This is a genomic window from Streptomyces sp. NPDC028910 (assembly GCF_055564955.1).
Genome location: NZ_JBVHVF010000004.1, coordinates 137179 through 161672, shown reverse-complemented (window position 1 = coordinate 161672; position 24494 = coordinate 137179). Strand labels below are relative to the sequence as shown.

Here is a 24494-nt window from a genome sequence, read left to right as displayed (position 1 = left end):
TCCTGTCGATCCCGTCGATCAGGCCGGGTCAGAGATCGCTTCCAGCGGGAGCAGGTGGGGGCGTTTGGCGGTGCGGCCGTCGCCGGAGGAGCGGCCGCGCAGCCGGCGGCCCAGCCATGGGCCGAGGAACGCGGCCGCCCAGCGCAGTTCGGCCGCCACGGCCGAACGGGCCGCGGCGGCCTCCTGCGGGGGCAGCGGGAGCGTCCAGGTGTCGTCGCTGCCGGGGAGGTCCAGGGCGTGGGCGAGGGCCGCAGCGATCCGGGCGTGGCCGAGGGGGCTGGCGTGCAGCCGGTCCTCGGTCCACATCCGCGGGTCGGTCACGGCGGCCGGCCGGGCGGTCTCGGCGACCGAGACCCCGTGACGGGCGGCCGCGGCGCGGATGCGGTCGTTGAGGTCGGCCACGCGGGGCCCGACGGGCCTGGCCAGGGGCACGATCCTGCCCAGGTCGGGGAAGGTCACGGTCACCACGCGGGCCCCGGCGGCCGTGAGCGCGGCGAACATCTCCTCCAGGTGCCCGGCGACCTCCGCGGCGTCGAAGCGGGGCCGGAGCATGTCGTTGACTCCGGCCACGACGGTGGCCAGGTCGGGGCGCAGGGCCAGGGCGGGGCCCAGCTGTTCGGCGCGGACCTGGCCGGCGAGACGGCCCCGGACGGCCAGGTTGGCGTACTGGAGGCCGGGGTTGACGGCCGCGAGGTGCCCGGCGAACCGGTCGGCGAAGCCCCGTAGGCCGACGGTGTCGTCCCCGTCGCCGAGGCCTTCGGTCTGACTGTCGCCCAGGGCGACGTAGCGCAGGTATTCACCGTTCTTCGGCACGGGTCTTCTGCCTTTCCCTCAGGATCGCCGCGCTGCGGCGGCACCAGTCCCGGTGGCCCTGCTCGAAGGCGATGCCGCGCAGGCAGGTCAGGTACCCGCCGATCCTCTCGCCCCGGAGCAGGAACTCCTCCTCGTCCACGTCGCCGCGCATCTTCCGCAGCACCTTGCCGAGGAGCTCGATCTTGGCGTCGGCCGCGGACGCCCGCTCTTCGAGCTGTTCGATGACCGGCGCGGTACCGATCCGGTCGGCGGTCTGGACCTTGACGAGGAGGTCGTCCCGGATGACCGAGGGCTTCGCGGCGGCCGCGGCGAATCCCTCCAGCTCGGCCCGGCCGGCTTCGGTGACCTGGAACAGGCGTTTGTTGGGCCGGGTCTCCTGCACCACCTGGCGGCCCTCGACGAGCCCTTCCTTCTCCAGCCTGGCCAGCTCGGCGTACAGCTGCTGGGGCAGGGCGTGCCAGAAGTTCGCGACGCCGATGTCGAACGACTTCGCCAGCTCGTATCCGCTGTACTCGCCGTCCAGCAGCGCCGCGAGTACGGCATGTCGCAAGGCCATCGCAGCAGCCCCTTCCCTTTCCTCGTCCCTCCCCGCATCATACTCATGAATCTGACTAGTCAAATCGATGACTACCACACAGGTATCCGTACCCGTACCCGTATCCGTATGAGGAGGAGTCATGGAAACCGCCGAACGCTTCCGCGCCGCCGTGGAGAAGCGCGATCTGTCCGCGCTGGAGGACCTGTTCACCGAGGACATCCGGCTCTACAGCCCGGTGAAGTTCACCCCGTTCGAGGGCAGACCCATGGTGCTGGGGCTCTTCGGGGTCCTGCTGCGCGTCTTCGACGACCTCCGCTACGTCGGACGCTTCGAGGGCGTGGCCGAGACCAGCGCCGACGGCAAGGAGGCCCCGTCGGCGATCCTGCCCTTCCGGGCCACCGTGGACGGCAAGCAGATCCACGGCATCGACCTGCTCCAGTTCGACGGGGCGGGCCGCATCAAGGAGTTCACGGTGATGGTCCGCCCCCAGTCCGCAGTACAGGCCCTGGGCCAAGCCGTCCTCACGGGCCTGACCGCCGACGGCCTCGCCTAGGCCGTGTCCGGGAACGCCTCCGGCGCCCGCTACGGGGCGCCGGAGGGGTGTGCTGGTGCGCTTCCCGCCCGTCAGACGGCCGGGCCGAAGCCCGTCACCGTCGGGTACGGGGCTGCCGTGCCCGTGCCCGGGAAGACGGTGACCTTGCCGGAGGCGTCCGCGGACCAGAGGTCCGGGAGGCCGTCACCCGTGAGGTCGCCGTCGGAGCCGACGCGCGGGTGCGCGGCCGGGGCCAGGGTGGTCAGGACCGGCCCCGCTGCCGGGTCGGTGAAGGCGGCGAACACCGGAGCGTCCGGGGTGCCGGTGGTGGAGAAGGCGCGGATGGTGCCGTCCTTCATGGAACGGGCCCAGAGGGTGGGGAAGTCCGTGCCCTGTGCCCGGCCCGGAGTGAGCAGCTCGTAACCGGCCCAGCGGGTGTCGTTGGTCGAGACGAGGATCGCCTCGTCGTCCAGGCGGTTCGTGAGGCCGCGCTCGGCCAGCCACAGACGGCCGTTCTCCACGAACAGCACCGACGTGGGGGGCAGGATCCCCTGGACGGCGCTGTCACCCCGGGGAGAGCCGTACGCAGCGACCTGCGTGACCTTCGACCAGTCGGAGCCGAGACCGTGCTGCCGGCAGTCGATGATCAGGCGCGCCGTGTTCCGGCAGACGGCCGGCTTGCCGACGGAGATCGGCGCCTGCTCCGTGAACCGGCCGGCCCCGTCGTTCCGGAACAGGTACAGGGCCGAGCCCCCGGGAGCGTGGGCCAGCAGGTCGTCCACCTGCTGGTACCCCAGAGTGCCGCGGTGGGTGTACTGGACCCCCGCCCAGCTTCCGCTGGCGCCTGGAGCGGCCCCGGCGCGCGCACTCGCGGTGTCCTGCGGGTTCGAGCCCTGCTTACGGAGGTTGCCGGCGGCATCCGGGACGAGGACGTCCGGCTTGCCGTCGGCATCGATGTCGCCGAAGCGGGCCGGGGCGGAATCCGGCTGCGCGTAGTAGTCCACCCTGGCGGGCTGGGAGAGGTTGCCCGCGTTGTCCATGGTCTGGAGGTGGACGGACTGGCTGCCCCAGGTGGCGGGCTTGACCTTGATGTCGAGCGCGCCGTCCGTCAGCCGGACGACATGGGAGTCGCTCGCCTCGTCCGAGCAGCGCCAGCCGACGCTGAACGTCCCGGTCGTCTGCCAGCGGGCGCAGGCGATCTCCGAGCCGGTGTCGGTGCCCTTCAGGGTGAAGGTCGCCTCCTCGCCGACCTTCTTGGGGGACGCGTCCGTGGTGACTTCGGCGGTCGGCGGCGTGTGGTCCACCCGGAAGTAGCACCAGGCCGTGTACGGGCTGGTCAGCTTCCCGTCGGTGCTGCGAGCACGCCACGCGTACTGGCCGCCGTCCTTCAGCAGGTCGCGGGTGATGACCGTGCTGGCCTCGGGGTACGTCGACCAGGAGGTCGGGTGGTCGGTCCGGCTGCCCCCGTACGAGGTGTCCCAGAGCTGGAACGTCGTCTGGAGCTGCGCTCCCGCGGGTGAGGTGGCGGTGACGCCGGCCGTGACGTCGGAGGGGCCGACCCAGCCGGCGCCGGACCCGGAATACGGGCCCGTGTCACAGCTGGAGTACCGGTCCTCGCCGGCGAAGCCGGGCGTGGGGCTGGTTCGGGGTGCGGTGACCTCGGGGGCCGCCGGGAGCGTGGCGGCGGCCGCCGGCGCTGCGGCCGCGAGGCCGAGCGCCAGGGCCAGCGCCGCTGCCGGTAGTGCGCGAGCAGGTGACATGTGCTGGTTCCCCCCTGGGAATACGACTGTGGATCAGTCGTAATGTTTCAGAAGGAAAACCAGTTCGCACTGACAAGCGAACAACGAGCCACCTAGGCCGGGAACTTGCGGTCGACCCATCTGAAGGTGAACTCGATGAGGGTCGCGGCCGTCGCCGCGACGGCTACCGCGATCCACGGCATTGCCGCGCCCTCCAGTTTGAGCTGGAAGAAGTCCTGCAGCCACGGCACGACGAGGACGATCAGGAACGCGCCGCCCATCGCGCCGACCAGGCCCACCCGCCACCAGGTGTACGGGCGGGCGATGATCGCCAGGACCCACATCGAGGTCAGGAACAGCGCGAGCGTCGCCGCGCTGGTCTCGGCCTTCAGGGCGTCGGCTCCGGTGTAGTGGTGGCGGGCGATCAGATACGTCACGAAGGTGGCCGTCGCCGCGATCACGCCGCCGGGGATCGCGTACCGCATCACCCGTTTTACGAAGTGCGGCCTCGCGCGTTCCTTGTTCGGCGCCAGGGCCAGGAAGAAGGCCGGGACGCCGATGGTGAGGGTGGACAGCAGCGTCAGGTGGCGGGGCAGGAAGGGGTACTCGACCTGCGAGCACACCACCAGGATGGCCAGCAGCACCGAGTACACCGTCTTCGTGAGGAAGAGGGTGGCCACGCGGGTGATGTTGCCGATGACCCGGCGGCCCTCGGCGACCACCGAGGGGAGGGTCGAGAAGCTGTTGTTGAGGAGGACGATCTGGGCCACGGCCTTGGTGGCCTCCGAGCCGGAGCCCATGCTCACGCCGATGTCCGCGTCCTTGAGGGCGAGGACGTCGTTGACGCCGTCGCCCGTCATCGCGACGGTGTGGCCCTTGGACTGGAGGGCCCCGACCATGTCCCGCTTCTGCTGCGGGCTCACGCGTCCGAAGACGGAGTTCGCGGCGAGGACCTGCGCCATGTCGGCCCGTTCGGCCGGGAGCTTGCGGGCGTCGACGGTGTTCTCGGCGCCCGGCAGCCCCAGCTTGCCGGCGACGGCGCCCACGGAGACCGCGTTGTCACCGGAGATGACCTTGGCCCTGACGTCCTGGTCCTCGAAGTAGCGCAGCGTGTCGGCGGCGTCGGCGCGCAGCCGCTGCTCCAGGACGACGAGGGCGGTCGGCCTGACCCCGGTGGCGACGGCCTCGTCGTCCAGCTCACGGGCGGAGCGGGCCAGCAGGAGGACCCGTAGGCCCTGCTCGTTGAGGTCGTTGATCTCCTCCAGCGCCGGGTCCCCGGCGGGGAGCAGCACGTCGGGGGCGCCGAGTAGCCAGGTGTTGTTCTCGCCGTCGCCCTCGCTGAAGCTGGCGCCGCTGTACTTGCGGGCAGAGGAGAAGGGCAGGGACTCGGTGCAGCGCCAGTCCGCGCTGTCGGGGTAGGCGTCGATGATCGCCTGGAGGCTGGCGTTGGGGCGGGGGTCGGACTCGCCGAGGGCGCCGAGGACCTTCTTGACGTACGCCGCCTCCGCGCCGCCGAGCGGGCGCAGCTCGGTGACGTCCATGCCGCCCTCGGTGAGGGTGCCGGTCTTGTCGAGGCAGACCACGTCGACCCGGGCGAGGCCTTCGATGGCGGGCAGCTCCTGGACCAGGCACTGCTTGCGGCCGAGCCGGATGACACCGATCGCGAAGGCCACGGAGGTGAGCAGGACCAGCCCCTCGGGGATCATCGGGACGATGCCGCCGACGGTCCGGGCGATGGAGTCCTTGAGGTTGGAGTCCTTGACGATCAACTGGCTGATGATCAGGCCGATGGAGGTCGGGACCATCATCCAGGTGACGTACTTGAGGATGGTGGAGATCCCGGAGCGCAGCTCGGAGTGGACGAGCGTGAAACGGGAGGCCTCCTCGGCCAGCTGGGCGGCGTAGGCCGCGCGGCCGACCTTGGTGGCGGTGAACGCGCCACCGCCGGCGACCACGAAGGAGCCGGACATGACCTGGTCGCCGGGCTTCTTCAGGACGGGATCGGCCTCGCCGGTGAGCAGCGACTCGTCGACCTCCAGGTTGTCGGCCTCGCCGATGGATCCGTCGACGACGACCTTGTCCCCGGGGCCGAGTTCGATGACGTCGCCGAGGACGATCTCGGAGGTGGAGATCTCGGCGGTCCTGCCGTCGCGGCGCACGCTCGGTTTCGCCTCGCCGATGACGGCGAGACCGTCGAGGGTCTTCTTGGCGCGAAGCTCCTGGATGATGCCGATGCCGGTGTTCGCGATGATCACGAAGCCGAAGAGGCTGTCCTGGATCGGCGCGACGAAGAGCATGATCACCCAGAGCACGCCGATGATCGCGTTGAACCGGGTGAAGACGTTGGCGCGGATGATGTCGGTGGTGGAGCGCGAGGAGCGCACCGGGACGTCGTTGACGTCTCCGCGGGCGACGCGTTCGGCGACCTCGGCGGTGCTCAGGCCGCCCGGCTTGAACAGCGGCGCGGGCGGCTGCACCGGGTGTACGGGGTCCAGCTCCGCGCCTGCGTCGATGGCGGTGCCGGGGCCGCCGCCGCCTGGCTCCGGCCCGTCCTGGTCGATCCTCGCCCGCTGCGTCATGCCTTCGACGGTAAGGGGGGTTCGAACGCTTTACCCGCCGAGAAGTCCGAAGATACGACTTGGGGATGAGGCGAATCGTCCCATGGTCGTGGGGTGGGGCGGGGCCACGGCCCGTCCACCGACGCGGAGCCAGGGCTACGGGGTCTGGCCCGGTTGCCGGTCCGGCTGCTCGTCCCGTTCCGCCAGCGCGGCGGCCTGGCGCTTGAGGGCGGCGTCGCGGCCGCGGACGTACCAGATGCCGATCAGGCCGAGGAAGCCGCCGGCCGCGCAGGTCCAGACCCACCACAGCTGGCCACGGTCGGCGAACCACCCGTAGAAGGGCAGCTGGACGAGGAAGAGGGCGAACCACAGGATCGTGCCACCCGTGACGGTCGCGACGACGGGGCCCTCAAGGGGCTCGGGCGCCTCATGCTTCGCAGTCCATTTCGCCATGCGGCAAGTCTAGGCGGCGGGGCCGGTCTGCTTTCAACGAGTGAGGTCCATGCAGGTCTACGCAGGTCTACGCGGGTCTACGCGCGGAGATGGACGGCCCTTCGTTCATGTGTTCATACTGAAACGGTTTGGGCGCGGCCCATTTTCTTCGTATGAACCACCCAATGAGGACCGTATGAGCACCCCGGCCCCCGCCCCCGCCAGCGCCCCCGCAGCGAGCGCAGTCACCGCCCCGGAGCCTTCCTCCGAGGAACCCTCCGGCGGACTGGACCGCTACTTCAAGATCTCCGAGCGCGGCTCGACCGTCGCCCGCGAGGTCCGCGGCGGCTTCGCGACCTTCTTCGCGATGGCCTACATCATCGTGCTGAACCCGATCATCCTCGGCAGCGCGAAGGACATGTACGGGCACCAGCTCGACAGCGGTCAGCTCGTCACGGCCACCGTCCTGACGGCCGCCTTCTCCACCCTCCTCATGGGTGTCATCGGCAACGTCCCGATCGCGCTCGCCGCCGGCCTCGGCGTGAACACCGTCGTGGCCCTCCAGCTCGCCCCGCGCATGAGCTGGCCCGACGCCATGGGCATGGTCGTCCTGGCCGGCTTCGTGGTGATGCTGCTGGTCGCCACCGGCCTGCGCGAGCGGGTCATGAACGCCGTGCCGCTGGGCCTGCGCAAGGGCATCGCCATCGGCATCGGCCTCTTCATCATGCTGATCGGCCTGGTCGACTCGGGCTTCGTCTCCCGCATCCCGGACGCCGCGCACACCACGGTCCCGCTCCAGCTCGGCGGCAACGGCCACCTGGAGGGCTGGCCCGTCCTGATCTTCGTGATCGGCGTACTGCTGACCCTCGCCCTGCTGATCCGCAAGACGCCGGGCGCGATCCTGATCTCCATCGTGGCCATGACCGTCGTCGCGGTCGTCGTCCAGCTGATCGCGCAGCTGCCCGGCACGGCCTGGGGCCTCACCGTCCCCGAGTGGCCGGGCAATCCGGTGGCCACGCCCGACTTCGGCCTCGTGGGTCAGGTCAGCCTGTTCGGCGGCTTCGAGAAGGTCGGCATGCTGACCGGCGCCCTCTTCGTCTTCACCGTGTTGCTGTCCTGCTTCTTCGACGCCATGGGCACCATCCTGGGCGTCGGCGACGAGGCGAAGCTGATCGACAAGAAGACCGGCGAGTTCCCCGGCATCAACAAGGTCCTGCTCGTCGACGGCCTGGCCGTCGCCTCGGGCGGCGCCACGTCCTCCTCGGCCACCACCTGCTTCGTGGAGTCCACGGCCGGGGTCGGCGAGGGCGCCCGTACGGGCCTGGCGAACGTCGTGACGGGCGGCCTCTTCGCCGTGGCGCTGTTCCTCACCCCGCTCGCCACGATGGTCCCGTCCCAGGCGGCCACCCCCGCCCTGGTGGCGGTCGGCTTCCTGATCCTGGCGGGCTCGGTCAAGGACATCGACTGGAGCGACTTCACCATCGCCGTCCCGGCCTTCCTGGCCATGGTGATGATGCCCTTCACCTACTCGATCACCCACGGCATCGGCATCGGCTTCGTGAGCTTCTGCGCGCTGCGCCTGGCGACCGGCCGGGGCCGCGGGGTCCCGGTGGCCCTGTACGTCGTGTCGGCGGTGTTCGTCTTCTCCTACGCGATGCCGGCGCTCGGCCTCGGCTGACCGGGGCGGGGCAGGGCGGACCCGGGCGGACCGGGCCACGGGCTTACGTCAGCCCGTGGCCCCGTAGAACTTCTCCGTCTCGTCGACGGCCGCCTTGAAGCGCTCGTCGAAGTCGTCGCGAATGAGCGTCCGGACCACATAGTCCTGGACGCTCATTCCGCGTTTGGCGGCATGGATCCGGAGCCTGTCGAGGAGCTCCCCGTCTATGCGCATGCTCAGCACATGTGTCCCCATGCCGAAAGAGTCGGGGCACAGGGCGCGTACGCGTGTCACTTTCCGCCGCCAACTCACCCGTACGAGTGACGACGGGTGTGGCGCGAAAAGCGGTTTTCCTTAGGGAGAGTAATGAGTTACTCTAAATACATGCCTGACCTTTCCCATGGCGACGACGCTGCCGCCGTGAACGACCTCCGCTCCGCCGTCATGCGGCTGGGGCGGCGCCTGAAGCACCAGCGCGTCGACGAGTCGCTGAGCCCGACCGAGATGTCGGTCCTCGGCACCCTCGCCCGCTGCGGCCAGGCCACGCCCGGCGAGCTGGCCCGGCGCGAACACGTCCAGCCGCCCTCGATGACACGCATCGTCGCGTTGCTGGAGGCCAAGGGTCTGGTCACGCTGGAACCGCACCCCGACGACCGCCGCCAGAAGGTGGTCCGCCAGACGGAGGAGGCCGAAGCGATGCTCGAAGAGAGCCGCCGCAAGCGCAACGCCTTCCTGGCCGGGCTCGCGGCCGAGCTGACCGAGGACGAATGGGCCAAGCTTCGCGAGGCCGCACCCGTCCTGGAGAAGCTCGCGCACCTGTAGGAACGACGCCAGGAGGCGAACGCTTTTGAGTACGGGAAACGGAGCAGACTCCGCACCCGGCCACATATCCACCCCCGACACCACCCCCGCGGGACCCTCAGGCCCCGCGGGCAAGAATTCGATGTTCAGCTCGCTGAAGATCCGGAACTACCGGCTCTTCGCGACCGGCCAGGTCGTCTCGAACACGGGCACCTGGATGCAGCGCATCGCCCAGGACTGGCTGGTCCTCTCGCTGACCGGCTCCGCCTCCGCCGTCGGCATCACCATCGCCCTGCAGTTCCTGCCGATGCTGATGTTCGGCCTCTACGGAGGCGTACTCGCCGACCGGCTGCCGAAGCGGCCCCTGCTCCTCGCCACCCAGAGCGCGATGGGCCTGACCGGTGTCGCACTCGCCGTCCTCACCCTGGCCGGACACGTCCAGGTCTGGCACGTCTACCTCGCCGCCTTCCTGCTCGGCATGGTCACCGTCGTGGACAACCCGGCCCGCCAGACCTTCGTCTCCGAGATGGTCGGCAAGGAGCAGGTGGCCAACGCGGTCAGTCTGAACTCGGCCAACTTCCAGTCCGCCCGGCTGGTCGGCCCCGCGATCGCCGGTGTGCTGATAACCGCCGTGGGCTCCGGCTGGGCCTTCCTGCTGAACGGGCTGTCCTTCGCCGCGCCCATCGCCGGCCTGCTGCTGATGCGGACGCGGGAACTGCACCCGGTCGAACCGCAGCCGCGCGCCAAGGGACAGCTGCGCGAGGGTCTGCGCTACGTCGCGGGCCGCCCGGAGCTGATCTGGCCGATCGTCCTCGTCGGCTTCATCGGCACGTTCGGGTTCAACTTCCCGATCTGGCTGTCGGCGTTCGTGAGCGACGTCTTCCACGGGGACGCGGGCACCTACGGGCTCTTCAACACCCTGATCGCGGCCGGCTCCCTCGCGGGCGCCCTGCTCGCGGCCCGGCGCGGACACTCCCGCCTGCGGCTGCTGGTCGCCGCGGCCGTGCTGTTCTCCGTCCTGCTGCTGGTGACGGCCTTCGCGCCCGGCTTCTGGCTGTTCGCGGCGCTGCTGGTGCCGATCGGGGTCTTCGGCCTGACGGTCAACGTCACGGCCAACTCCAGCGTGCAGATGGCGACCGACCCCGAGATGCGGGGCCGGGTCATGGCCCTGTTCATGATGGTCTTCACCGGCGGCACCCCGCTGGGTGCTCCGCTGGTGGGCTGGATCACGGACACCTACGGCGCGCGGGTCGGCATGGCCGCGGGCGGGCTGTTCTCGCTGGCCGCGTCCGTGGGGATCGCGGTGGTCCTGGCGCGGGTCGGGAACCTCCGCCTGCGGGTGGATCGGCGGGGGGTGGCGTTCGTCCCGTCGGTGCGGTCCCGTGAACTGGTGAGGGCAGCGTAATCCGGCTGCACCGGCCCCTGGGGCTCCGCCAATTCAGCCTCGCCGGCGTTTGAGGCGCGGGGTCCGGGGCGGAGCCCACGGCAGCGGCGCCGCGGGCGGGCCGCCGCGCGCGCCGACGTAGGCTCGGCGTATGAGACTGTTCGCCGCCGTCCTGCCGCCCGAGGCGGCCGTTTCCGAGCTGCGGGAGGCCGTACGGGCACTGCCCGGCGACGACCGGCTGCGCTGGACCCAGGAGGCGGGTTGGCATTTCACCCTCGCCTTCATGGGGGAGGTACGGGACGAGGTACTCCCGGACCTGCACGCCCGGCTCGCCCGGGCCGCCCACCGGTCGGCCCCCTTCACGCTGCGCCTCCACGGCTCCGGGCACTTCGGGGCCCGCGCGCTGTGGGTCGGGGCCGCCGGGGGGATCGACGCGATGCGGACGCTCGCCGAACGGGCCGAGGCCGCCGCCCGGCGGGCCGGCGTACCGATGGAGCAGCACCGCAGGTACGTCCCGCACCTGAGCCTGGCCCGCGCCCGCACCGACATGGACCTGCGGCCGTACGTGGCGGCGCTCGGCCCCTTCGAGGGTTCGCCGTGGCAAGTCACGGAGTTGAGCCTGGTGCGGAGCCGGCTGCCGGTGTCCGGGATTCCCGGGGAACAGCCGCGGTACGAGGTGGTCGGCGCCTGGCCGCTGGAGGGCCAGGGCGGCTGAACCCCGTACGGCGCGAGGCGGCCCGCCCCTGGGGGGAGGCCGCCTCGTAGTACCGGTTACCAGCCGGCGGTGCCGATCTCCTTGCGGGCGCCCAGGGCCGTGCCGGTGCCCGGGTAGACGAAGAGCTTGCCGGTCGCGTCCTCGACCGCCACCAGATCGTCCGCCGCGTTGGCGTTCATCAGGGCCCCACCGATCAGGTCGGACATGCCGTTCCAGCCACCCGAACCGATCTCCACACGAGAAGCCAGCACACCGGGGAGGGCAGCGCGATAGAGGAACAGCTTCCCGGTGGACTCCTCGACCGCCACCAAGTCCTCGGTACCGTCGTTGTCGAAGTCCATCCCGGTCAGATTGGACATCCCGTTCCAACCCCCGGTACCGATCTCCTGACGGGCACTCACACCACTGCCGTCACCCGGGTACAGGTACAGCTTGCCGGTGGACTTCTCCACCCCCACGAGGTCGGGCCACCCGTCACCGTTCAGGTTGAGCTCCGTCAGGTCCGACATGCCGTTCCAACCACCCGAACCGATCTCCACACGCGAACCACCGCTCGTGAGAGTCGAGTTGTTGGCACCCTTGTACAGCCACAGCTTTCCGCTGGACTCCTCCATCGCCACGATGTCGTCCTTGCCGTCACCGCTGAAATCACCGCCCACAAGGTTGGACATCCCGTTCCAACCACCCGAACCGATCTCCACACGGGACGCGATGGTGCCCGTGCTCGTCCCCCTGTAAAGCCACAGCTTGCCGGACGAGACCTCCACCGCCACGACATCCATGATCCCGTCGCCATTCAGATCGGCGGACGCCAGATCGGTCATACCGACATCGACCGGCTCGGGGGCTTCGCAGTTGTTGCTGGTCAGCGACCTCGACCAGTCGCCGGAGCCGCTGAAGGTGGCGCCGTCGAAGGTGTTGGCCACCAACTCGCCGTTGAGGCGCTGCTCGTAGTGCAGGTGCGCTCCGCTGGAGTTGCCGGTGCTGCCCACGGCGCCGATCTGATCGCCCCGCTCCACGTAGGTGCCGCTGGAGACGCTGAAGCTGCTCAGGTGTGCGTACAGGGTCATGTAGCCGTTGCCGTGGTCTATGCGGGCGTACTTGCCGTAGCTCGTGCCGCCCAGGTCCGTGAGCGTCACCACACCGCCCTCGCTGGCCACCACCGGAGCACCGTAGGTCGTGCTGCCGTGGGTCCAGTCGATGGCATAGGGGGTGGGGCTGTGGTCTGCGCGGGACGAACCCAGCCAGGTCTCGCCGCACCGGAACGGCATCTGGAACAGCGGCCGCTCGCTGGCGACCGACGTCGAGGCGGTGGTGGCCCCGGAAGGCTCCGTGATGCCCAGCTCCGCAGCGGTCAGCGGGGTCAGGTCGGCGTGCAGGTGCTCGGATTCGACGGCGCTCGCGGCGGGGGCGGCCGCCGCCGTTCCCATGGTGCCGACCAGGCCTGCGGCGACGGCGCCGGCGAGCAGCGCGGCAACCGCAGCGTGGCGGGTATTTCTGGTGTTCCGCACATTTCGCATGTTTCGGGTGTGGCGGGACATGGCTGTGCTCCACTTCGGGCTCGGGTGGGTGGCCGTTGGGAGCGGGGACGCTCGACCAGCGGCGGAGAAACGGGGACTTCGGTGATGTGCTGCGGTGGACAGCTGCCCTGCAGGTGCAGCGGTCCGGGTGAGGCGAAAGGAAGTGCGTCCGGTGAGTAGTCGGTGGGCTTGCGCCCCGGTGGACGAGCACCAGATTCGCCGCTGCCCGGACCCACCGGAAGAGAGATCGGCTGGCCCCAACCGGCCCTGGACGGACCCGGCCAGAACGGTCGGCCACCCCGCCGCCCACCCCCATTGCCCCGAACGAAAACCGCCCGGCGGGATCACCTTTCGTGATCCGGCCGGGCGGCTCGGGTGGTTGCGTACGGGGCCGGGGGCTACACCTGCGCGGGCAGCCAGCCCTGCTGGACCGCGCGGACGCCGGCCTGGAAGCGACTGCGGGCGCCGAGCCGGTCCATCAACTCGTTGGCGATGCGCCGGGCCGTACGCGAGGACACCCCGAGACGCTTGGCGATCGCGTCGTCCGTGTGGCCCTCCGCCAGCAGCCGCACGGCCGCCGCCTGCTGCGCCGTCAGCCCGTGCGGGCCCCGTACGGCCACCTCCGCCAGCGGCTGCGCCGAAGCCCACGTCGAGTCGAAGAGGGCGCACAAGGCCACGAGCATCCCGTGCCCGGTGAGGACGACCGCCCCGGCGGAGGAGTCGTCACTCACCGGGATCAGCGCCGTCCGGCGGTCCACGATGAGCATCCGGGTCGGCAGCGACGGCGCCGTACGCACCTGACCGCCCAGCTCCGCGAGCCAGTTGGCGTGCTCGATGGAGGGGCGGTTGTTGCGAACGCTGTCCAGGTAGACGGTACGCATCCGCACCCCGCGCTCCAGCAACTGCCGGTTGAGCGGGCGGGAGGCGGCGAGGGCGGACGCGCTGAGCGTGGCGTCCGGCGAGAACGCGAGCAGTTCCTCCTGGGTCTCACGGGTCAGCGCGACCAGCCGGTCGCGCACCGCGTCGAGGCCGATGAGCTGCTCCACTCCGGGATGGCTGGAGGAGGGCCGCAGCTGCGAGTACTCGGAGATCAGCCGGGCCGCCGCCGCCCGCGAGGCCTCCAACCGCTGCTGCTGAGCGGCGAGTTCGGCCTGGCCCCGGGCCATGAGGATCTCCATGCCGATGTCCGGGGAGACCGCGCGCAGCCGCCCGCTGTCCTCGGCGGAAGGCTGGACCAGGGCCAGCTCGCTGAGCAGGTCCAAGGCCCCGCGTACGTCGTCCTCGGTGTACCCGACCGCGGCGGCGAGGGCCGCCACCCCCGACGCGGGCCGCACGAGCATGGCGCGATAGACGGCTTCGGCTCTGACGTCGAGCCCGAGTTCGGTCAGCATGTGGTCCCCCCGACCCTGAGTGCCTGCCTGCCACCTTGATCATCCCAGAGGGAGCGCGGACTGGACAGAAGCGGTCAAGGCCGCAACCGGCCACGGCCGTTGGTGGTTGGAGCGTGCGGCGCGGGTGACCGTAGAAGACATGTACCTCGTCCATGCACGGCTGCGTACGATCCCTCCGGCCGAAGTACCCGACGACCTGCGCGCGGCGGCCCGTGCGGGGCTGGCGCCCGGAGACCGTGTCGAGCACCTGGCGGTGCACTTACAGCCCGCCCACCACTTCACCCTCGGGTTCTACCTGCTGTCGGACTCCCTGGAGGAGGCCGAGCAGCGGGCGGAGACCGTCTGCCGGCGCCTCCTGGGGGCCGGCGCGCTGCCGCCGTCGCGGCTGCTGGGGGTCGGTGTCCCGCTGATGCCCCTATCGCTGGCCTGAAGGGGCGGCCTAGCCGGACACCCCTAAGGGGGCGGCAGCCGGCCATGCCTGTCCGCATCCGTCCAGGGACGGTTTGGGCCACCCGTAGGCCCTTCATTCACGGCGCGGGCCCGACTTAGCTGTCTCTCACCGGAAAGGGACGGCGCCACCGCGGGGCGCAGGACCGGCCGGGACCACCCGTAACCCGTACCGCTCTGCCCGAAGGGAACCGGACACCATGGACATCACCCGCATCACCCGCATCGCCCAGGCCGCCGCGGTCGCCGCCCTCACCCTCGCCCTCGCCACCCCGGCGGTGGCCTCCGCCGCCGACCTCCCGACGGTCCAGCCCCCGGTCGCCTCGACGAACGACATGAGCTGGCAGTAGGCCGCCACGGCCGCTGCCACGCCGGCGTGACCCGCGCCACGGCACAGCCCCCGCGTCCAGGATGCGGGGGCTGCCGCGTTAGGCTCGACGGGTGGATCCCAAGACCAGAAACCGTGTGATGGCCGGTGTGCTCGTGCTGATGTTCCTCGTCGTGGCCGTGGCGGCTGCCGTCGGCCAGTAGCTACCAGGCGAAGGCCTCCGGCGACGGCCCCGGCCCGGGGAAGATCTCGTCCAGACCCGCCAGGACCTCCTCCGGGAGATCCAGCTCCACCGCGCGCAGCGCCGAGTCGAGCTGCCCCTGCGTACGCGGCCCTACGATCGGCCCGGTGACCCCGGGACGCGTCAGCAGCCAGGCCAGCCCGACCTCGCCCGGCTCCAGACCGTGCTTCTCCAGCAGGTTCTCGTACGCCTGCACCTGCGCGCGTACGGTGCTGTTGGCCAGTGCGTCCGCCGACCGCCCGGAGGCACGGCGGCCGCCGTCGGCCTCCTTCTTGATGACCCCGCCCAGCAGGCCGCCGTGCAGCGGGGACCACGGGATGACGCCGAGCCCGTACGCCTCGGCGGCCGGGATGACCTCCATCTCCGCGCGCCGTTCGGCGAGGTTGTAGAGGCACTGCTCGCTGACCAGTCCGAGCCGTCCGGTGCGCGCCGCGGTCTCGTTGGCCTGGGCGATCTTCCAGCCGGGGAAGTTGGACGAGCCCGCGTAGAGGATCTTGCCCTGCTGGACCAGGACCTCGACGGCCTGCCAGATCTCCTCGAAGGGGGTCCGCCGGTCCACGTGGTGGAACTGGTAGAGGTCGATGTAGTCGGTCTGGAGCCGCTTGAGACTGGCGTCGACGGCCCGCCGGATGTTCAGCGCCGACAGGCGGTCGTAGTTGGGCCAGGAGTCGCCCTCCGGGGCCATGCTGCCGTAGACCTTGGTGGCGAGCACCGTCTTCTCGCGGCGCCGCCCACCCTGAGCGAGCCAGGTGCCGATGATCTCCTCGGTGCGGCCCTTGTTCTCGCCCCATCCGTAGACGTTGGCGGTGTCGAAGAAGTTGATGCCCGCGTCGAGCGCGGAGTCCATGATCGAGTGGCTTTCGGGCTCCCCGGTCTGGGGACCGAAGTTCATGGTGCCGAGTACAAGTCGGCTTACCTTGAGGCCGGTGCGTCCGAGCTGTGTGTACTTCATGGGGCACTAGCCAACTGCTTGGAGTGCGCTCGAAGCAAGACCCCTTCCCCGAAGGGCCCGTTACCGCGCTCGCGGCCCCTGCTCGGGCCGGTAGGGGCCGCCGATCCCCCACGCCTGGTGCAGGGCCGCCGCGAACTCCCCCGCCAGCCGGTGCTCGCCGGAGGCGTTGGGGTGGGTGCCGTCGTAGGTGTCCTGGTGGATGTCGTACGAGTCCGGGCGCGCGGCCAGCAGGATCGGCGAGGCGGCGGTCGTCAGGTCGGCGACCGCCTTCGCGAGGAGCTCGTTGAAGCGGGCGACCTCGGCCGCGAAGGGCGCGTCCTCCTCGGCCCGGCTGTTCGGGATGACGGGCAGCAGGACCATGCGGACGCCGGGACGGGCGGCGCGGGCCCCGGCGACGAACCGGCGGACGTTGGCGGCGGTCTGCTCGGCGTCGGTGTAGAAGCCCAGGTCGATCAGGCCGAGGGAGACGAGCAGGACGTCGGCCCCGGCGGAGCCGGCGGCGGGGCCGATGAGCGGGGCCATGTGCTGCCAGCCCTCGCCCCAGCCGGCCAGGTGGCGGCGGGCGTGCTCCGGGAAGCCCGGGTCGGCGTACGCGTGGCTGGTGGGCGCGCCGGCGGAGGTGTCGTAGAGCTCGCTGCGCGGGCCGACGATCCGGTAGGGGCCGCCGAACGTCGAGTTGAGGTGCTGCCACATCCGGTAGCGCCAGGTGTAGTCGCCGGCGCGTCCGATGGTCATGGAGTCGCCGACGAACATGAAACGCATCCGGTCATCATCGCGGATCGCGCGACAGGAACGCCTGTGACGCCGGACACGCGCCGCGTACTGGCAGGCTGGGGGGATGCGCCTGCCCTTGCCGTCCGCCGCCGCCGCTGCCGCCGCCGCTGTCGTTGCCGCTGTCGTTGCCGCTACCGCTACCGCCGCCCTCGCCGTGCCGCTGCCGGGTGCGGCCGCCGCGGCCGGGCCTTCCGAGGCCTCCTCGTTCACCATCTCCGATCCGCGGATCAGGGAGTCGAGCGGGCTGGCGACCAGCCGGATCCACCCGGGCGTGTACTGGACGCACAACGACAGCGACGACGGCCCGTACGTCTACGCGGTGGACTCGGCCACGGGCAGGACGCTGGCCCGGGTGACGCTGACGGGGATCGGCAAACCGCGCGACGTCGAGGCGATCTCGCTGGGGCCGGACGGGCAGCTCTACGTCGGGGACATCGGCGACAACCGGAACGGGACCTGGGACCACGTGTGGATCTACCGCTTCCCGGAGCCGAAGCACCTGGGCGATGTCACCGTCAAGGCCACGCAGTTCACGGTGCGGTACGCGGACGGGGCGCGCAACGCGGAGGCGCTGATGGTCCATCCGGTGACGGGGCGGGTCTACATCGCGAGCAAGGACGAGAACAAGGGCGGGCTGTACGAGGGTCCCGCGCAGCTGTCGACGGGCGGGGCGAACGTGTTCCGGCGGGTCGCCGACGTGCCGTGGGTGACGGACGGGGCGTTCTCCCCCGACGGGAGCCGGCTGACCCTGCGGGGCTACTTCACGGCCCGCACGTACCCGTGGAAGGACGGCCGGCCGGTGGGCGAGGGCGAGCGGGTGGACGCGCCGTGGCAGGGGCAGGCGGAGTCGGTGACGTACACGGCGGACGGCTCCACGCTGATGTTCGGCGCGGAAGGGGAGGGCAGCCGGGTCATCGCGGTCCCGGTGACCGCGGCCCCGGCGGAGGGCGGCTCCGCCACCGGCTCTCCGCAGCCGGGCGCCCCGGCGGGGGCCGATGTCTCGCCGGAGCCGACGGGCAGCTTCGGCAAGGGAGCGCTGGTCCTGGCGGCGGGCCTGGTGCTGGTCTTCGGCGCGAAGCGCCTCTTCCGCCGCCGGCCGCGAGACTGACCGGTTCGGCCGCGCCACCGCTCCTGGGGCTCCGCCCCAGACCCCGCGCCTCAAACGCCGGCGGGGCTGGAGTTTCAGCGCCGCAGGCAAAGGGCCCCCGGCGACGGCTACGAGTGGCCGAGGTCCGGCGCCGGGAGGTCCGTGACCGGGACCGAGCCCGTGTCCGCGGCGGGGCGCAGGGTGAACTCGTCCGAGGCCATCGAGTCGAGCACCGGCGGAGCCGGCCGCAGCGGTGCCGGCATGACCGCAGCCTCCGAGTGACCGCCGCAGCCGTACGACAGCGACACCAGGTGCCCGTCGGCCGGACTGAACTCGTTCGCGCACACCCCGAAGGCCTGGCCGAGCGAGCCGCCGATCGCGACGAGGAAGCCGCAGGAGACGCACGAGGCCGGCGCGGCCTGCGCCATCGGGGTCTTCGCGCCGAAGCCCTCGTCCCAGCGGTCGGCCGCGCTGTGCAGCCCGTACCGCGACAGCACGCGCGCCCGGCGCATGCCCAGTTCCTCGGCGACCGACGTGATGGAGCCCCGTACGGGGACCACCGTGCGGTCGGTGACGTCGGCGTCCTCGGCCTCGACCAGTTCGGCCATCTCCTCGGAGACCACCGAGTTCGGCGGCGGGGCGTCCTCGCCCGTCCAGCCCGGCTCCAGCCGCAGGTCCTCGGCGGCGGTGGGCAGCAGGTCGCCCGGGCCCAGGTCGCCGGGGCGCAGCCGCTCGCTCCACGGCACCCACTCGGGGGCGAGCAGCGCGTCCTCGCCGGGCAGCAGCACCGTTTCGTCGAGCGTGACGTTCTTCGCGCGGGAGGCGCGGGTCACGGTGACCGCCCAGCGCCAGCCCCGGTAGCCCGGTTCCTTGGACTCGAAGAAGTGGGTGACGACCCGGTCGCCCTCCGCGACGGCGGAGACGTGAGCGCCCACCACACCGGGGAAGGCGGCCTCCTCGGCCGCCGCACGGGCGAGTTCTACCGCCTCGACGCACAGGCGGTCGGGGGTACGCGGGGTACGGCTTCGCGTCGTCGCAGCACTCACTGGTCTCGTTCTCTCCTACGCCGTCTCACGTGTGCGCCGTCCGTACTGTCGTCCACAACGACCCGTCGGTGCTGTCCGTACGTGGCGCGGGCGGAGCGGACCAGAGGGCCGCGTCGACGTCCGCACCCGATCGGACTCCGGGCGCACCTTTATGCGATCCATTCTGCGGGATCACGAAGAGGCGCGCGGCCAGGAGCAACCGCCGGTGGCGCGCTACGCACGCTACCTCCTCTCAAGCCTCGGGCACACATGCAAGGTCCGATTCGCGGACAAGCGACCGGCTCCGCGACGCGCCGGGAGGCGCCCGGCGGGACCGGGTGGGGCACTATGTCGAGTGTGGCACCCGTACGGTCGTCCGACGACGGCTCGGGACCGGCCAGGCGGGCCGGCCGGGCCCTGGGGCGTGCCCTGCACCTGCCCATCACCGGCACGGCGCGCGGAATCCGGCGGGCCACGCACGCGCAGGGGGCCGGCGAATCGGGCCTCGGCAAGCTGATCGAGCTGCACGGCATCAACGGCGCCGGCGACATGATGATCACGGTGGCCCTGGCCTCGACGGTCTTCTTCTCCGTGCCCACGGACGAGGCACGGGGCCGAGTGGCCCTGTACCTGGCGATCACGATGGCCCCCTTCACCCTGCTGGCCCCGGTGATCGGTCCGCTGCTGGACCGGCTCCCGCACGGCCGCCGGGCCGCGATGGCGGCCGCGATGCTCACCCGCGCGCTGCTGGCGCTGATGATGTCGGGCGCGGTGGCCACGGGGGGCCTTGAGCTGTATCCGGCGGCGCTGGGCGTGCTGGTCGCCTCGAAGGCGTACGGAGTCGTACGCAGCGCCGTGGTCCCGCGCCTCCTGCCGCCCACGTTCTCACTCGTCAAGGCGAACTCCCGGGTCACGCTGGCGGGCCTGCTGGCCACGGGCGCGGCGGCGCCAGTGGGGGCCGCTCTGCACACGATCGGGCCCGAGTGGCCGCTGTACGGGTCCTGCGTGATCTTCGCGTGCGGCACCTTCGCGGCCTTCACGCTGCCGCACAAGGTGGACGAGGCGAAGGGCGAGGGCCGGGCCCGGCTGTCCACGCACGAGGCGCACTCGAAGCGGCCCGGCCTGCGCACGGTCAGCCGCTCGGTGCTGTGCGGGCTGCTGGCGAACGCCGCGATGCGCGGGCTGTCCGGGTTCCTGATCTTCTTCCTGGCGTTCCTGCTGCGCGAGCATCCCCTCTCGGGGCAGAGCGCGGCGGTGTCGCTCGGCATCGTGGCCGTCTCGGCGGGCGTCGGGAACGCGTGCGGGACGGCGGTGGGGGCGTGGCTGCGCGCGCGGGCACCCGAGGGCATCATCGCGGCGGTGCTGTGCCTGACCCTCACGGCCGCCGTGTTCGCGGCGCTCTTCTTCAGCGGGTTCCTGATGGCCGTGCTGGGCGCGACGGCGGGCTTCTGCCAGGCGCTGGCGAAGCTCTCGCTGGACGCGATGATCCAGCGGGACGTCCCGGAGGCCGTACGCACCTCCGCCTTCGCCCGTTCGGAGACGCTGCTCCAGATGGCCTGGGTGCTGGGCGGCGCGATCGGCATCGCCCTGCCGCTGAACGGCGTACTGGGCATGTCCGTCGCCGCGACGATCGTCGCCCTGGGCGCGACGATGGCCATCCGCGGCCTCCTCTCCTCCCCCCGCCACCCCCAGGGAGCCTCCCGCCCCCGGGTGGCGTGATGTCCAGCCCCGCCGGCGTGTGAGGCACGGGGTCCGGGGCGGAGCCCCGATCTTTCAGACCCGCCGGCGTTTGAGGCGCGGGGTCCGGGGCGGAGCCCCGGCAGCGGCGCGGCGGCGGGACCCCGTGCGGCGGCGCAGCCCACCGGCCCGATAGCCTTCGGCTCATGACCGCACCGCTTTTCTCGGGTAGGGCCCGCCGCAGCGTCGCGGCCCTCGGAGCCGTGTCCGCCGGCCTCCTCCTCCTCTCCGCCTGCGACAAGCCGACACCGCTGGCGACCGTGACGGTCGGCACGTCGTCGGTGTCCGCCGAAGCCTCCTGCCACAACAAGGGCAAGGAGCTCTCCATGGACCAGGTCCAGGAGTGCCTCACCAACCTCAAGAACCCCAAGACCGTGGAGTACGGCCGCGGCGACACCCTGCGTCTCGGGGTCGAGCCGGACGTCGTCGAGGACGGCAAGCGGTGGTCGGCGGTCCTGGACGGCCAGCCGATCACCGAGCCCTCCTCCCACACCTACCGCAGCTTCCCCGGCGCCGACGTCTTCGCGACCGGCGGCCAGGGCGAGGCCCCCGCCTCGAAGAAGCTGGCGTTCCTCCAGATCGGCGAGGACGGCAAGCCGCTCGCCGTCTGGTCCTTCACCCTCAAGCTCAAGTAACCGGGCGACACCGGTGCGCGCGCTCGTCGTGACCGCGGTGGTGGCGGAGGCAGACTCCGTCATCACCGCTCTGACCCCTCATCCGGACACCCCCGGTCCTGAGCCGCGCACCCTCCCCGGCGGGTACCCCATCACCCGCCGGGACCTCCCGGGCATCGCCTTCGACGTGCTCGTCGCGGGCGTCGGGCCGGCGGCGGCCGCCGCCGGCACCGCCACGGCCCTGGCCGTGCCCCCCGACCACACCGGCTACGCGCTCGTCGTCTCCGCCGGCATCGGCGGCGGGTTCGCGCCCGCCGCCCCGCTCGGCTCCCTCGTGGTCGCGGACGCGATCGTCGCCGCCGACCTGGGCGCCGAGACCCCCGAGGGCTTCCTCAGCGTGACCGCGCTCGGCTTCGGGCACAGCGTGCACCTGCCGCCCGCCGAGCTCGCCGCCCGCGCCGCCGAGGCGACCGGGGCACTGCTCGCGCCCGTGCTGACCGTCTCCACCGTCACCGGTACCGCCGCCCGCGCCGCCGAGCTCGCCGCCCGGCATCCGCTGGCCGGAGCCGAGTCCATGGAGGGGTTCGGGGTCGCGGAGGCGGCCGCCGCGCACGGGCTGCCCGTATTGGAGATCCGCGCCGTGTCCAACGCCGTGGGCCCGCGCGACCGTGCCGCCTGGCGGATCGGGGACGCGCTCACCGCGCTCGCCGACGGCTTCCGCGCGCTGGGGCCCGTACTCGCGAACTGGGGAGAACGTGAAGAACGCCATGAGCACCGGTGAACCGCTGAAGATCGCCTACTCGCCCTGCCCGAACGACACCTTCGTCTTCGACGCCTGGGCGCACGGCCGCGTCCCGGGCGCGCCCGCCCTCGACGTCACCTTCGCCGACATCGACCTCACCAACGGCATGGCCGAGCGCGGCGAGCTGGACGTGCTGAAGGTGTCGTACGCGGTCCTGCCGTGGGTGCTGGAGGAGTACGCGCTGCTGCCGTGCGGCGGGGCGCTGGGGCGTGGCTGCGGCCCCCTGGTGCTGACCCGGGAGCCGGGGGTGGACCTGGCCGGCAGGACCGTCGCCGTGCCGAGCGAACGCTCCACCGCCTACCTGCTGTTCCGGCTGTGGGCGGCGGACGTTCTGCCGGAGGGCGTCGGCAAGGTGGTCGTCCTGCCGTTCAACGAGATCATGCCGGCGGTCCGCGACGGCCGGGTGGACGCCGGACTGGTCATCCACGAGGCCCGGTTCACCTATCAGGACTACGGGCTGCACTGCCTGGCCGACATGGGTGAGCACTGGGAGTCCACGACCGGCCTGCCGATCCCGCTCGGCGCGATCATCGCCAAGCGCTCGCTGGGTGCCGGGCGGCTGCGCGCGCTGGCCGAGTCGGCCCGTACGTCGGTCCGGATGGCCTGGGACGACCCGGAGGCCTCCCGCCCGTACGTACGCGCCCACGCGCAGGAGCTGGACCCGGCCGTCGCCGACCAGCACATCGGGCTCTACGTCAACGAGTTCACCGCCGACCTCGGCGACTGCGGCTACGCGGCGGTGCGCGGGCTGCTGACCCGGGCGGCGGCCGAGGGACTGGTACCGGCCATCGCGCCCGACGCGCTGGCCTTCCCCTAGCTAGGCCCTGTCGTCGTACGACGGTGCCCCGCCACTCGTCGAGGGAGTGGCGGGGCACCGTCGTGCGTACGGAGTCGTGCGTACGGAGTCGTGCGTACGGAGTCGTGCGTACGGATCGGATCAGACGTCGAGCTGGTCCGCCACCGCGCGCAGCAGCCCGGCGATCTTCGTGCCGTGCACCTTGTCGGGGTAGCGGCCGCGCTCCAGCATCGGAGTGATGTTCTCCAGCAGCGTCGTGAGGTCCTGCACGATCGAGGCGAGCTCGTCGGGCTTGCGCCGCTGCGCCGCCGCGACGGACGGCGCCGGGTCCAGTACCGTCACCGAAAGTGCCTGGTCACCGCGCTGACCCGCGACGACACCGAACTCGACGCGCTGGCCGGGCTTGAGGGAATCGACCCCGGCAGGGAGCACCGACGAGTGGACGAAGACGTCTCCGCCGTCGTCGCGGGAGAGAAAGCCGAAGCCCTTCTCACTGTTGAACCACTTGACCTTGCCGGTAGGCACGTCCGTCCTCTGTCCTTGTGCTCGATGGGGTCCGAGATGCCGTGGAACGGCTCCGGATAACAGCGCAGCGGGCCATGTGTGACCCGCCACCCCAAGGCTAATGGTCGGAGGCCGGGTGACAAGACGTTCCCCGGTCCTTCACCGTCGGCTGCCTTCGGCCAGGCAACTACCCTGGTCGGGTGACTGTTACTCCTCATTGCGACGAAGCGCGGCCCGGCGACGGGCTGGTCAAGGCCGGCGGCATCGTGTTCATCGCCGGGGCCGTGGCCACCCTGGCGACGATGGCCCCGCTGTTCCTCGACATCGACCCCTTCCCCTCGTACGCGTGGGCGGTGTGCATGCTCATGGGCGTCGGCTTCGCCATCTCCGCGGCGGGCGTGCTCCGCTCGGCCGCGGCGCAGCGCAAGGCGGCCCGGGCCTCACAGGCGTGAGCGGGTGCCCCGGGGGCGGCCGGGGAGGGACCTAGGAGGCCGGCTGCGCGGCCACGTACTGGGCGAGCCACTGCGGCAGCGCGGTGAGGTCCGGCAGGACCACGTCCGCGCCCGCCGCGCGCAGGTCCGACTCCGGGCAGGGGCCGGTCGGCACCACCACGGACAGCGCGCCGGCCGTACGGGCCCCGCGTACGTCGCCCACGTGGTCGCCGACGTAGACCTGCGCCCCGTACTCGCGCAGCGCACCGGCCTTGGCCTCCGCCCAGAGCCAGCCGATGACCGCGTCCGCCTCGATGCCGAGGTGCTTCAGGTGCAGGCGCGCGTTGGGCTCGTGCTTGGCCGTGACGACGATCGCCCGGCCGCCGAGCGCCTGCACGGCCTCGATCGCCTCGCGGGCGCCCGGCATGGCCGGGGTCGGCTCGATGGCGTACGTGGGGTAGATCGCCCGGTAGCGGTCCGCCACGGCCGCGATCTGGGCCTCCGGGAACCAGTACGCGAGTTCCTCGTCCAGGGGCGGGCCCAACCGGGTGACCGCCGCGTCGGCGTCGATGAACGTCCCCGTCTCGGCCGAGAGGGCCTGGTAGGCGGCCTTGATGCCCGGGCGGGAGTCGATGAGGGTCATGTCGAGGTCGAAGCCGACGGTGAGATTCATACC

26 protein-coding genes are annotated in these 24494 nt (G+C 71.7%); 13 read left to right on the top strand and 13 right to left on the bottom strand.

Annotated features, from left to right (window positions below; translation table 11 throughout):
- Nucleotides 1-18: 18 nt before the first annotated feature.
- Both ACZ4TV_RS07720 and ACZ4TV_RS07715 read right to left on the bottom strand, forming a co-directional pair.
- The gene (locus ACZ4TV_RS07720) at nt 19-813 is read right to left on the bottom strand and encodes an SGNH/GDSL hydrolase family protein (protein ID WP_468131790.1); all 795 of its coding nucleotides are present in this window, start codon (nt 811-813) and stop codon (nt 19-21) included.
- Nucleotides 797-1369 carry a PadR family transcriptional regulator gene (locus ACZ4TV_RS07715; RefSeq protein WP_468131789.1) on the bottom strand — a complete coding sequence of 191 codons (573 nt, stop codon included), beginning with the start codon at nt 1367-1369 and terminating at the stop codon, nt 797-799. Before ACZ4TV_RS07715 ends, ACZ4TV_RS07720 begins: the two co-directional genes overlap by 17 nt.
- A 121-nt stretch (nt 1370-1490) precedes the next feature.
- On the opposite strand from ACZ4TV_RS07715, the gene ACZ4TV_RS07710 reads away from it, so the two are divergent.
- Nucleotides 1491-1904, top strand: coding sequence for a nuclear transport factor 2 family protein (locus ACZ4TV_RS07710; RefSeq protein WP_468131788.1), 414 nt, complete (start codon nt 1491-1493; stop codon nt 1902-1904).
- A gap of 71 nt (nt 1905-1975) precedes the next feature.
- Here the strand turns inward: ACZ4TV_RS07710 and ACZ4TV_RS07705 are convergent, their stop codons facing one another.
- The 3 genes from ACZ4TV_RS07705 to ACZ4TV_RS07695 form a co-directional block, all read right to left on the bottom strand.
- Nucleotides 1976-3643, bottom strand: coding sequence for an FG-GAP repeat domain-containing protein (locus ACZ4TV_RS07705; protein ID WP_468131786.1), 1668 nt, complete (start codon nt 3641-3643; stop codon nt 1976-1978).
- A 92-nt stretch (nt 3644-3735) separates the two neighbouring features.
- Nucleotides 3736-6201 (bottom strand): HAD-IC family P-type ATPase, encoded by a 2466-nt coding sequence (locus ACZ4TV_RS07700; RefSeq protein WP_468131784.1) that lies wholly within the window; start codon nt 6199-6201, stop codon nt 3736-3738.
- Between the two features lie 135 nt (nt 6202-6336).
- Nucleotides 6337-6633, bottom strand: coding sequence for a DUF2530 domain-containing protein (locus tag ACZ4TV_RS07695; RefSeq protein ID WP_468131782.1), 297 nt, complete (start codon nt 6631-6633; stop codon nt 6337-6339).
- A 175-nt stretch (nt 6634-6808) separates the two neighbouring features.
- Here ACZ4TV_RS07695 and ACZ4TV_RS07690 point away from each other — a divergent pair, with 175 nt between their 5' ends.
- Nucleotides 6809-8290 (top strand): NCS2 family permease, encoded by a 1482-nt coding sequence (locus ACZ4TV_RS07690; protein ID WP_468131780.1) that lies wholly within the window; start codon nt 6809-6811, stop codon nt 8288-8290.
- A gap of 48 nt (nt 8291-8338) precedes the next feature.
- Here ACZ4TV_RS07690 and ACZ4TV_RS07685 read toward each other — a convergent pair whose 3' ends face one another.
- Entirely contained in the window at nt 8339-8524 is a 186-nt protein-coding gene (locus ACZ4TV_RS07685) for a ribbon-helix-helix protein, CopG family (protein WP_468131778.1), read from the bottom strand.
- A 129-nt stretch (nt 8525-8653) separates the two neighbouring features.
- Here ACZ4TV_RS07685 and ACZ4TV_RS07680 point away from each other — a divergent pair, with 129 nt between their 5' ends.
- From ACZ4TV_RS07680 to thpR, 3 genes are all read left to right on the top strand, one after another.
- Nucleotides 8654-9091 carry a MarR family winged helix-turn-helix transcriptional regulator gene (locus ACZ4TV_RS07680; protein ID WP_319728456.1) on the top strand — a complete coding sequence of 146 codons (438 nt, stop codon included), beginning with the start codon at nt 8654-8656 and terminating at the stop codon, nt 9089-9091.
- 25 nt (nt 9092-9116) lie between these two features.
- Entirely contained in the window at nt 9117-10475 is a 1359-nt protein-coding gene (locus ACZ4TV_RS07675; RefSeq protein ID WP_468131775.1) for an MFS transporter, read from the top strand.
- A gap of 130 nt (nt 10476-10605) precedes the next feature.
- Nucleotides 10606-11169: an RNA 2',3'-cyclic phosphodiesterase gene (thpR, locus tag ACZ4TV_RS07670; RefSeq protein WP_468131773.1), complete on the top strand. Its 564-nt coding sequence runs from the start codon at nt 10606-10608 to the stop codon at nt 11167-11169.
- A 56-nt stretch (nt 11170-11225) separates the two neighbouring features.
- Here the strand turns inward: thpR and ACZ4TV_RS07665 are convergent, their stop codons facing one another.
- Nucleotides 11226-12689, bottom strand: coding sequence for an FG-GAP-like repeat-containing protein (locus tag ACZ4TV_RS07665; RefSeq protein WP_468131771.1), 1464 nt, complete (start codon nt 12687-12689; stop codon nt 11226-11228).
- A gap of 398 nt (nt 12690-13087) precedes the next feature.
- Nucleotides 13088-14080, bottom strand: a complete 993-nt coding sequence (locus tag ACZ4TV_RS07660) for a helix-turn-helix transcriptional regulator (RefSeq protein ID WP_468131769.1) — start codon at nt 14078-14080, stop codon at nt 13088-13090.
- A 139-nt stretch (nt 14081-14219) separates the two neighbouring features.
- Here ACZ4TV_RS07660 and ACZ4TV_RS07655 point away from each other — a divergent pair, with 139 nt between their 5' ends.
- Nucleotides 14220-14510 carry a hypothetical protein gene (locus tag ACZ4TV_RS07655; protein WP_468131767.1) on the top strand — a complete coding sequence of 97 codons (291 nt, stop codon included), beginning with the start codon at nt 14220-14222 and terminating at the stop codon, nt 14508-14510.
- A gap of 217 nt (nt 14511-14727) precedes the next feature.
- Nucleotides 14728-14877, top strand: a complete 150-nt coding sequence (locus tag ACZ4TV_RS07650; RefSeq protein WP_468131765.1) for a hypothetical protein — start codon at nt 14728-14730, stop codon at nt 14875-14877.
- A 181-nt stretch (nt 14878-15058) separates the two neighbouring features.
- Here ACZ4TV_RS07650 and ACZ4TV_RS07645 read toward each other — a convergent pair whose 3' ends face one another.
- The gene (locus tag ACZ4TV_RS07645; protein WP_468131763.1) at nt 15059-16048 is read right to left on the bottom strand and encodes an aldo/keto reductase; all 990 of its coding nucleotides are present in this window, start codon (nt 16046-16048) and stop codon (nt 15059-15061) included.
- A gap of 60 nt (nt 16049-16108) precedes the next feature.
- A complete protein-coding gene (locus ACZ4TV_RS07640; RefSeq protein ID WP_468131761.1) occupies nt 16109-16810 on the bottom strand; it encodes a GDSL-type esterase/lipase family protein in 702 nt (233 codons plus the stop codon).
- Between the two features lie 76 nt (nt 16811-16886).
- Between ACZ4TV_RS07640 and ACZ4TV_RS07635 the strand changes: the two genes are divergently transcribed.
- Complete coding sequence (locus tag ACZ4TV_RS07635) at nt 16887-17930, top strand: WD40 repeat domain-containing protein (protein ID WP_468131759.1); 1044 nt, start codon at nt 16887-16889, stop codon at nt 17928-17930.
- Between the two features lie 107 nt (nt 17931-18037).
- Here ACZ4TV_RS07635 and ACZ4TV_RS07630 read toward each other — a convergent pair whose 3' ends face one another.
- Entirely contained in the window at nt 18038-18955 is a 918-nt protein-coding gene (locus ACZ4TV_RS07630; protein ID WP_468131757.1) for a DUF3027 domain-containing protein, read from the bottom strand.
- A 327-nt stretch (nt 18956-19282) separates the two neighbouring features.
- On the opposite strand from ACZ4TV_RS07630, the gene ACZ4TV_RS07625 reads away from it, so the two are divergent.
- The 4 genes from ACZ4TV_RS07625 (at nt 19283) to ACZ4TV_RS07610 (ending at nt 22904) form a co-directional block, all read left to right on the top strand.
- Nucleotides 19283-20653 (top strand): MFS transporter, encoded by a 1371-nt coding sequence (locus tag ACZ4TV_RS07625; protein ID WP_468131755.1) that lies wholly within the window; start codon nt 19283-19285, stop codon nt 20651-20653.
- Nucleotides 20654-20817: 164 nt separating this feature from the next.
- Nucleotides 20818-21306 carry a DUF2771 domain-containing protein gene (locus tag ACZ4TV_RS07620; protein ID WP_468131753.1) on the top strand — a complete coding sequence of 163 codons (489 nt, stop codon included), beginning with the start codon at nt 20818-20820 and terminating at the stop codon, nt 21304-21306.
- 13 nt (nt 21307-21319) lie between these two features.
- Entirely contained in the window at nt 21320-22066 is a 747-nt protein-coding gene (locus ACZ4TV_RS07615) for a futalosine hydrolase (RefSeq protein WP_468131751.1), read from the top strand.
- Nucleotides 22053-22904 (top strand): 1,4-dihydroxy-6-naphthoate synthase, encoded by an 852-nt coding sequence (locus ACZ4TV_RS07610; RefSeq protein ID WP_468131749.1) that lies wholly within the window; start codon nt 22053-22055, stop codon nt 22902-22904. The genes ACZ4TV_RS07615 and ACZ4TV_RS07610 overlap by 14 nt, the downstream gene beginning before the upstream one ends.
- 120 nt (nt 22905-23024) lie before the next feature.
- Here the strand turns inward: ACZ4TV_RS07610 and ACZ4TV_RS07605 are convergent, their stop codons facing one another.
- Entirely contained in the window at nt 23025-23408 is a 384-nt protein-coding gene (locus ACZ4TV_RS07605; protein ID WP_322975534.1) for a cold-shock protein, read from the bottom strand.
- Nucleotides 23409-23587: 179 nt separating this feature from the next.
- On the opposite strand from ACZ4TV_RS07605, the gene ACZ4TV_RS07600 reads away from it, so the two are divergent.
- Nucleotides 23588-23839 (top strand): hypothetical protein, encoded by a 252-nt coding sequence (locus ACZ4TV_RS07600; RefSeq protein ID WP_468131746.1) that lies wholly within the window; start codon nt 23588-23590, stop codon nt 23837-23839.
- Between the two features lie 31 nt (nt 23840-23870).
- Here the strand turns inward: ACZ4TV_RS07600 and ACZ4TV_RS07595 are convergent, their stop codons facing one another.
- Nucleotides 23871-24491 carry an HAD family hydrolase gene (locus ACZ4TV_RS07595; RefSeq protein ID WP_468131744.1) on the bottom strand — a complete coding sequence of 207 codons (621 nt, stop codon included), beginning with the start codon at nt 24489-24491 and terminating at the stop codon, nt 23871-23873.
- Nucleotides 24492-24494 lie beyond the last annotated feature (3 nt).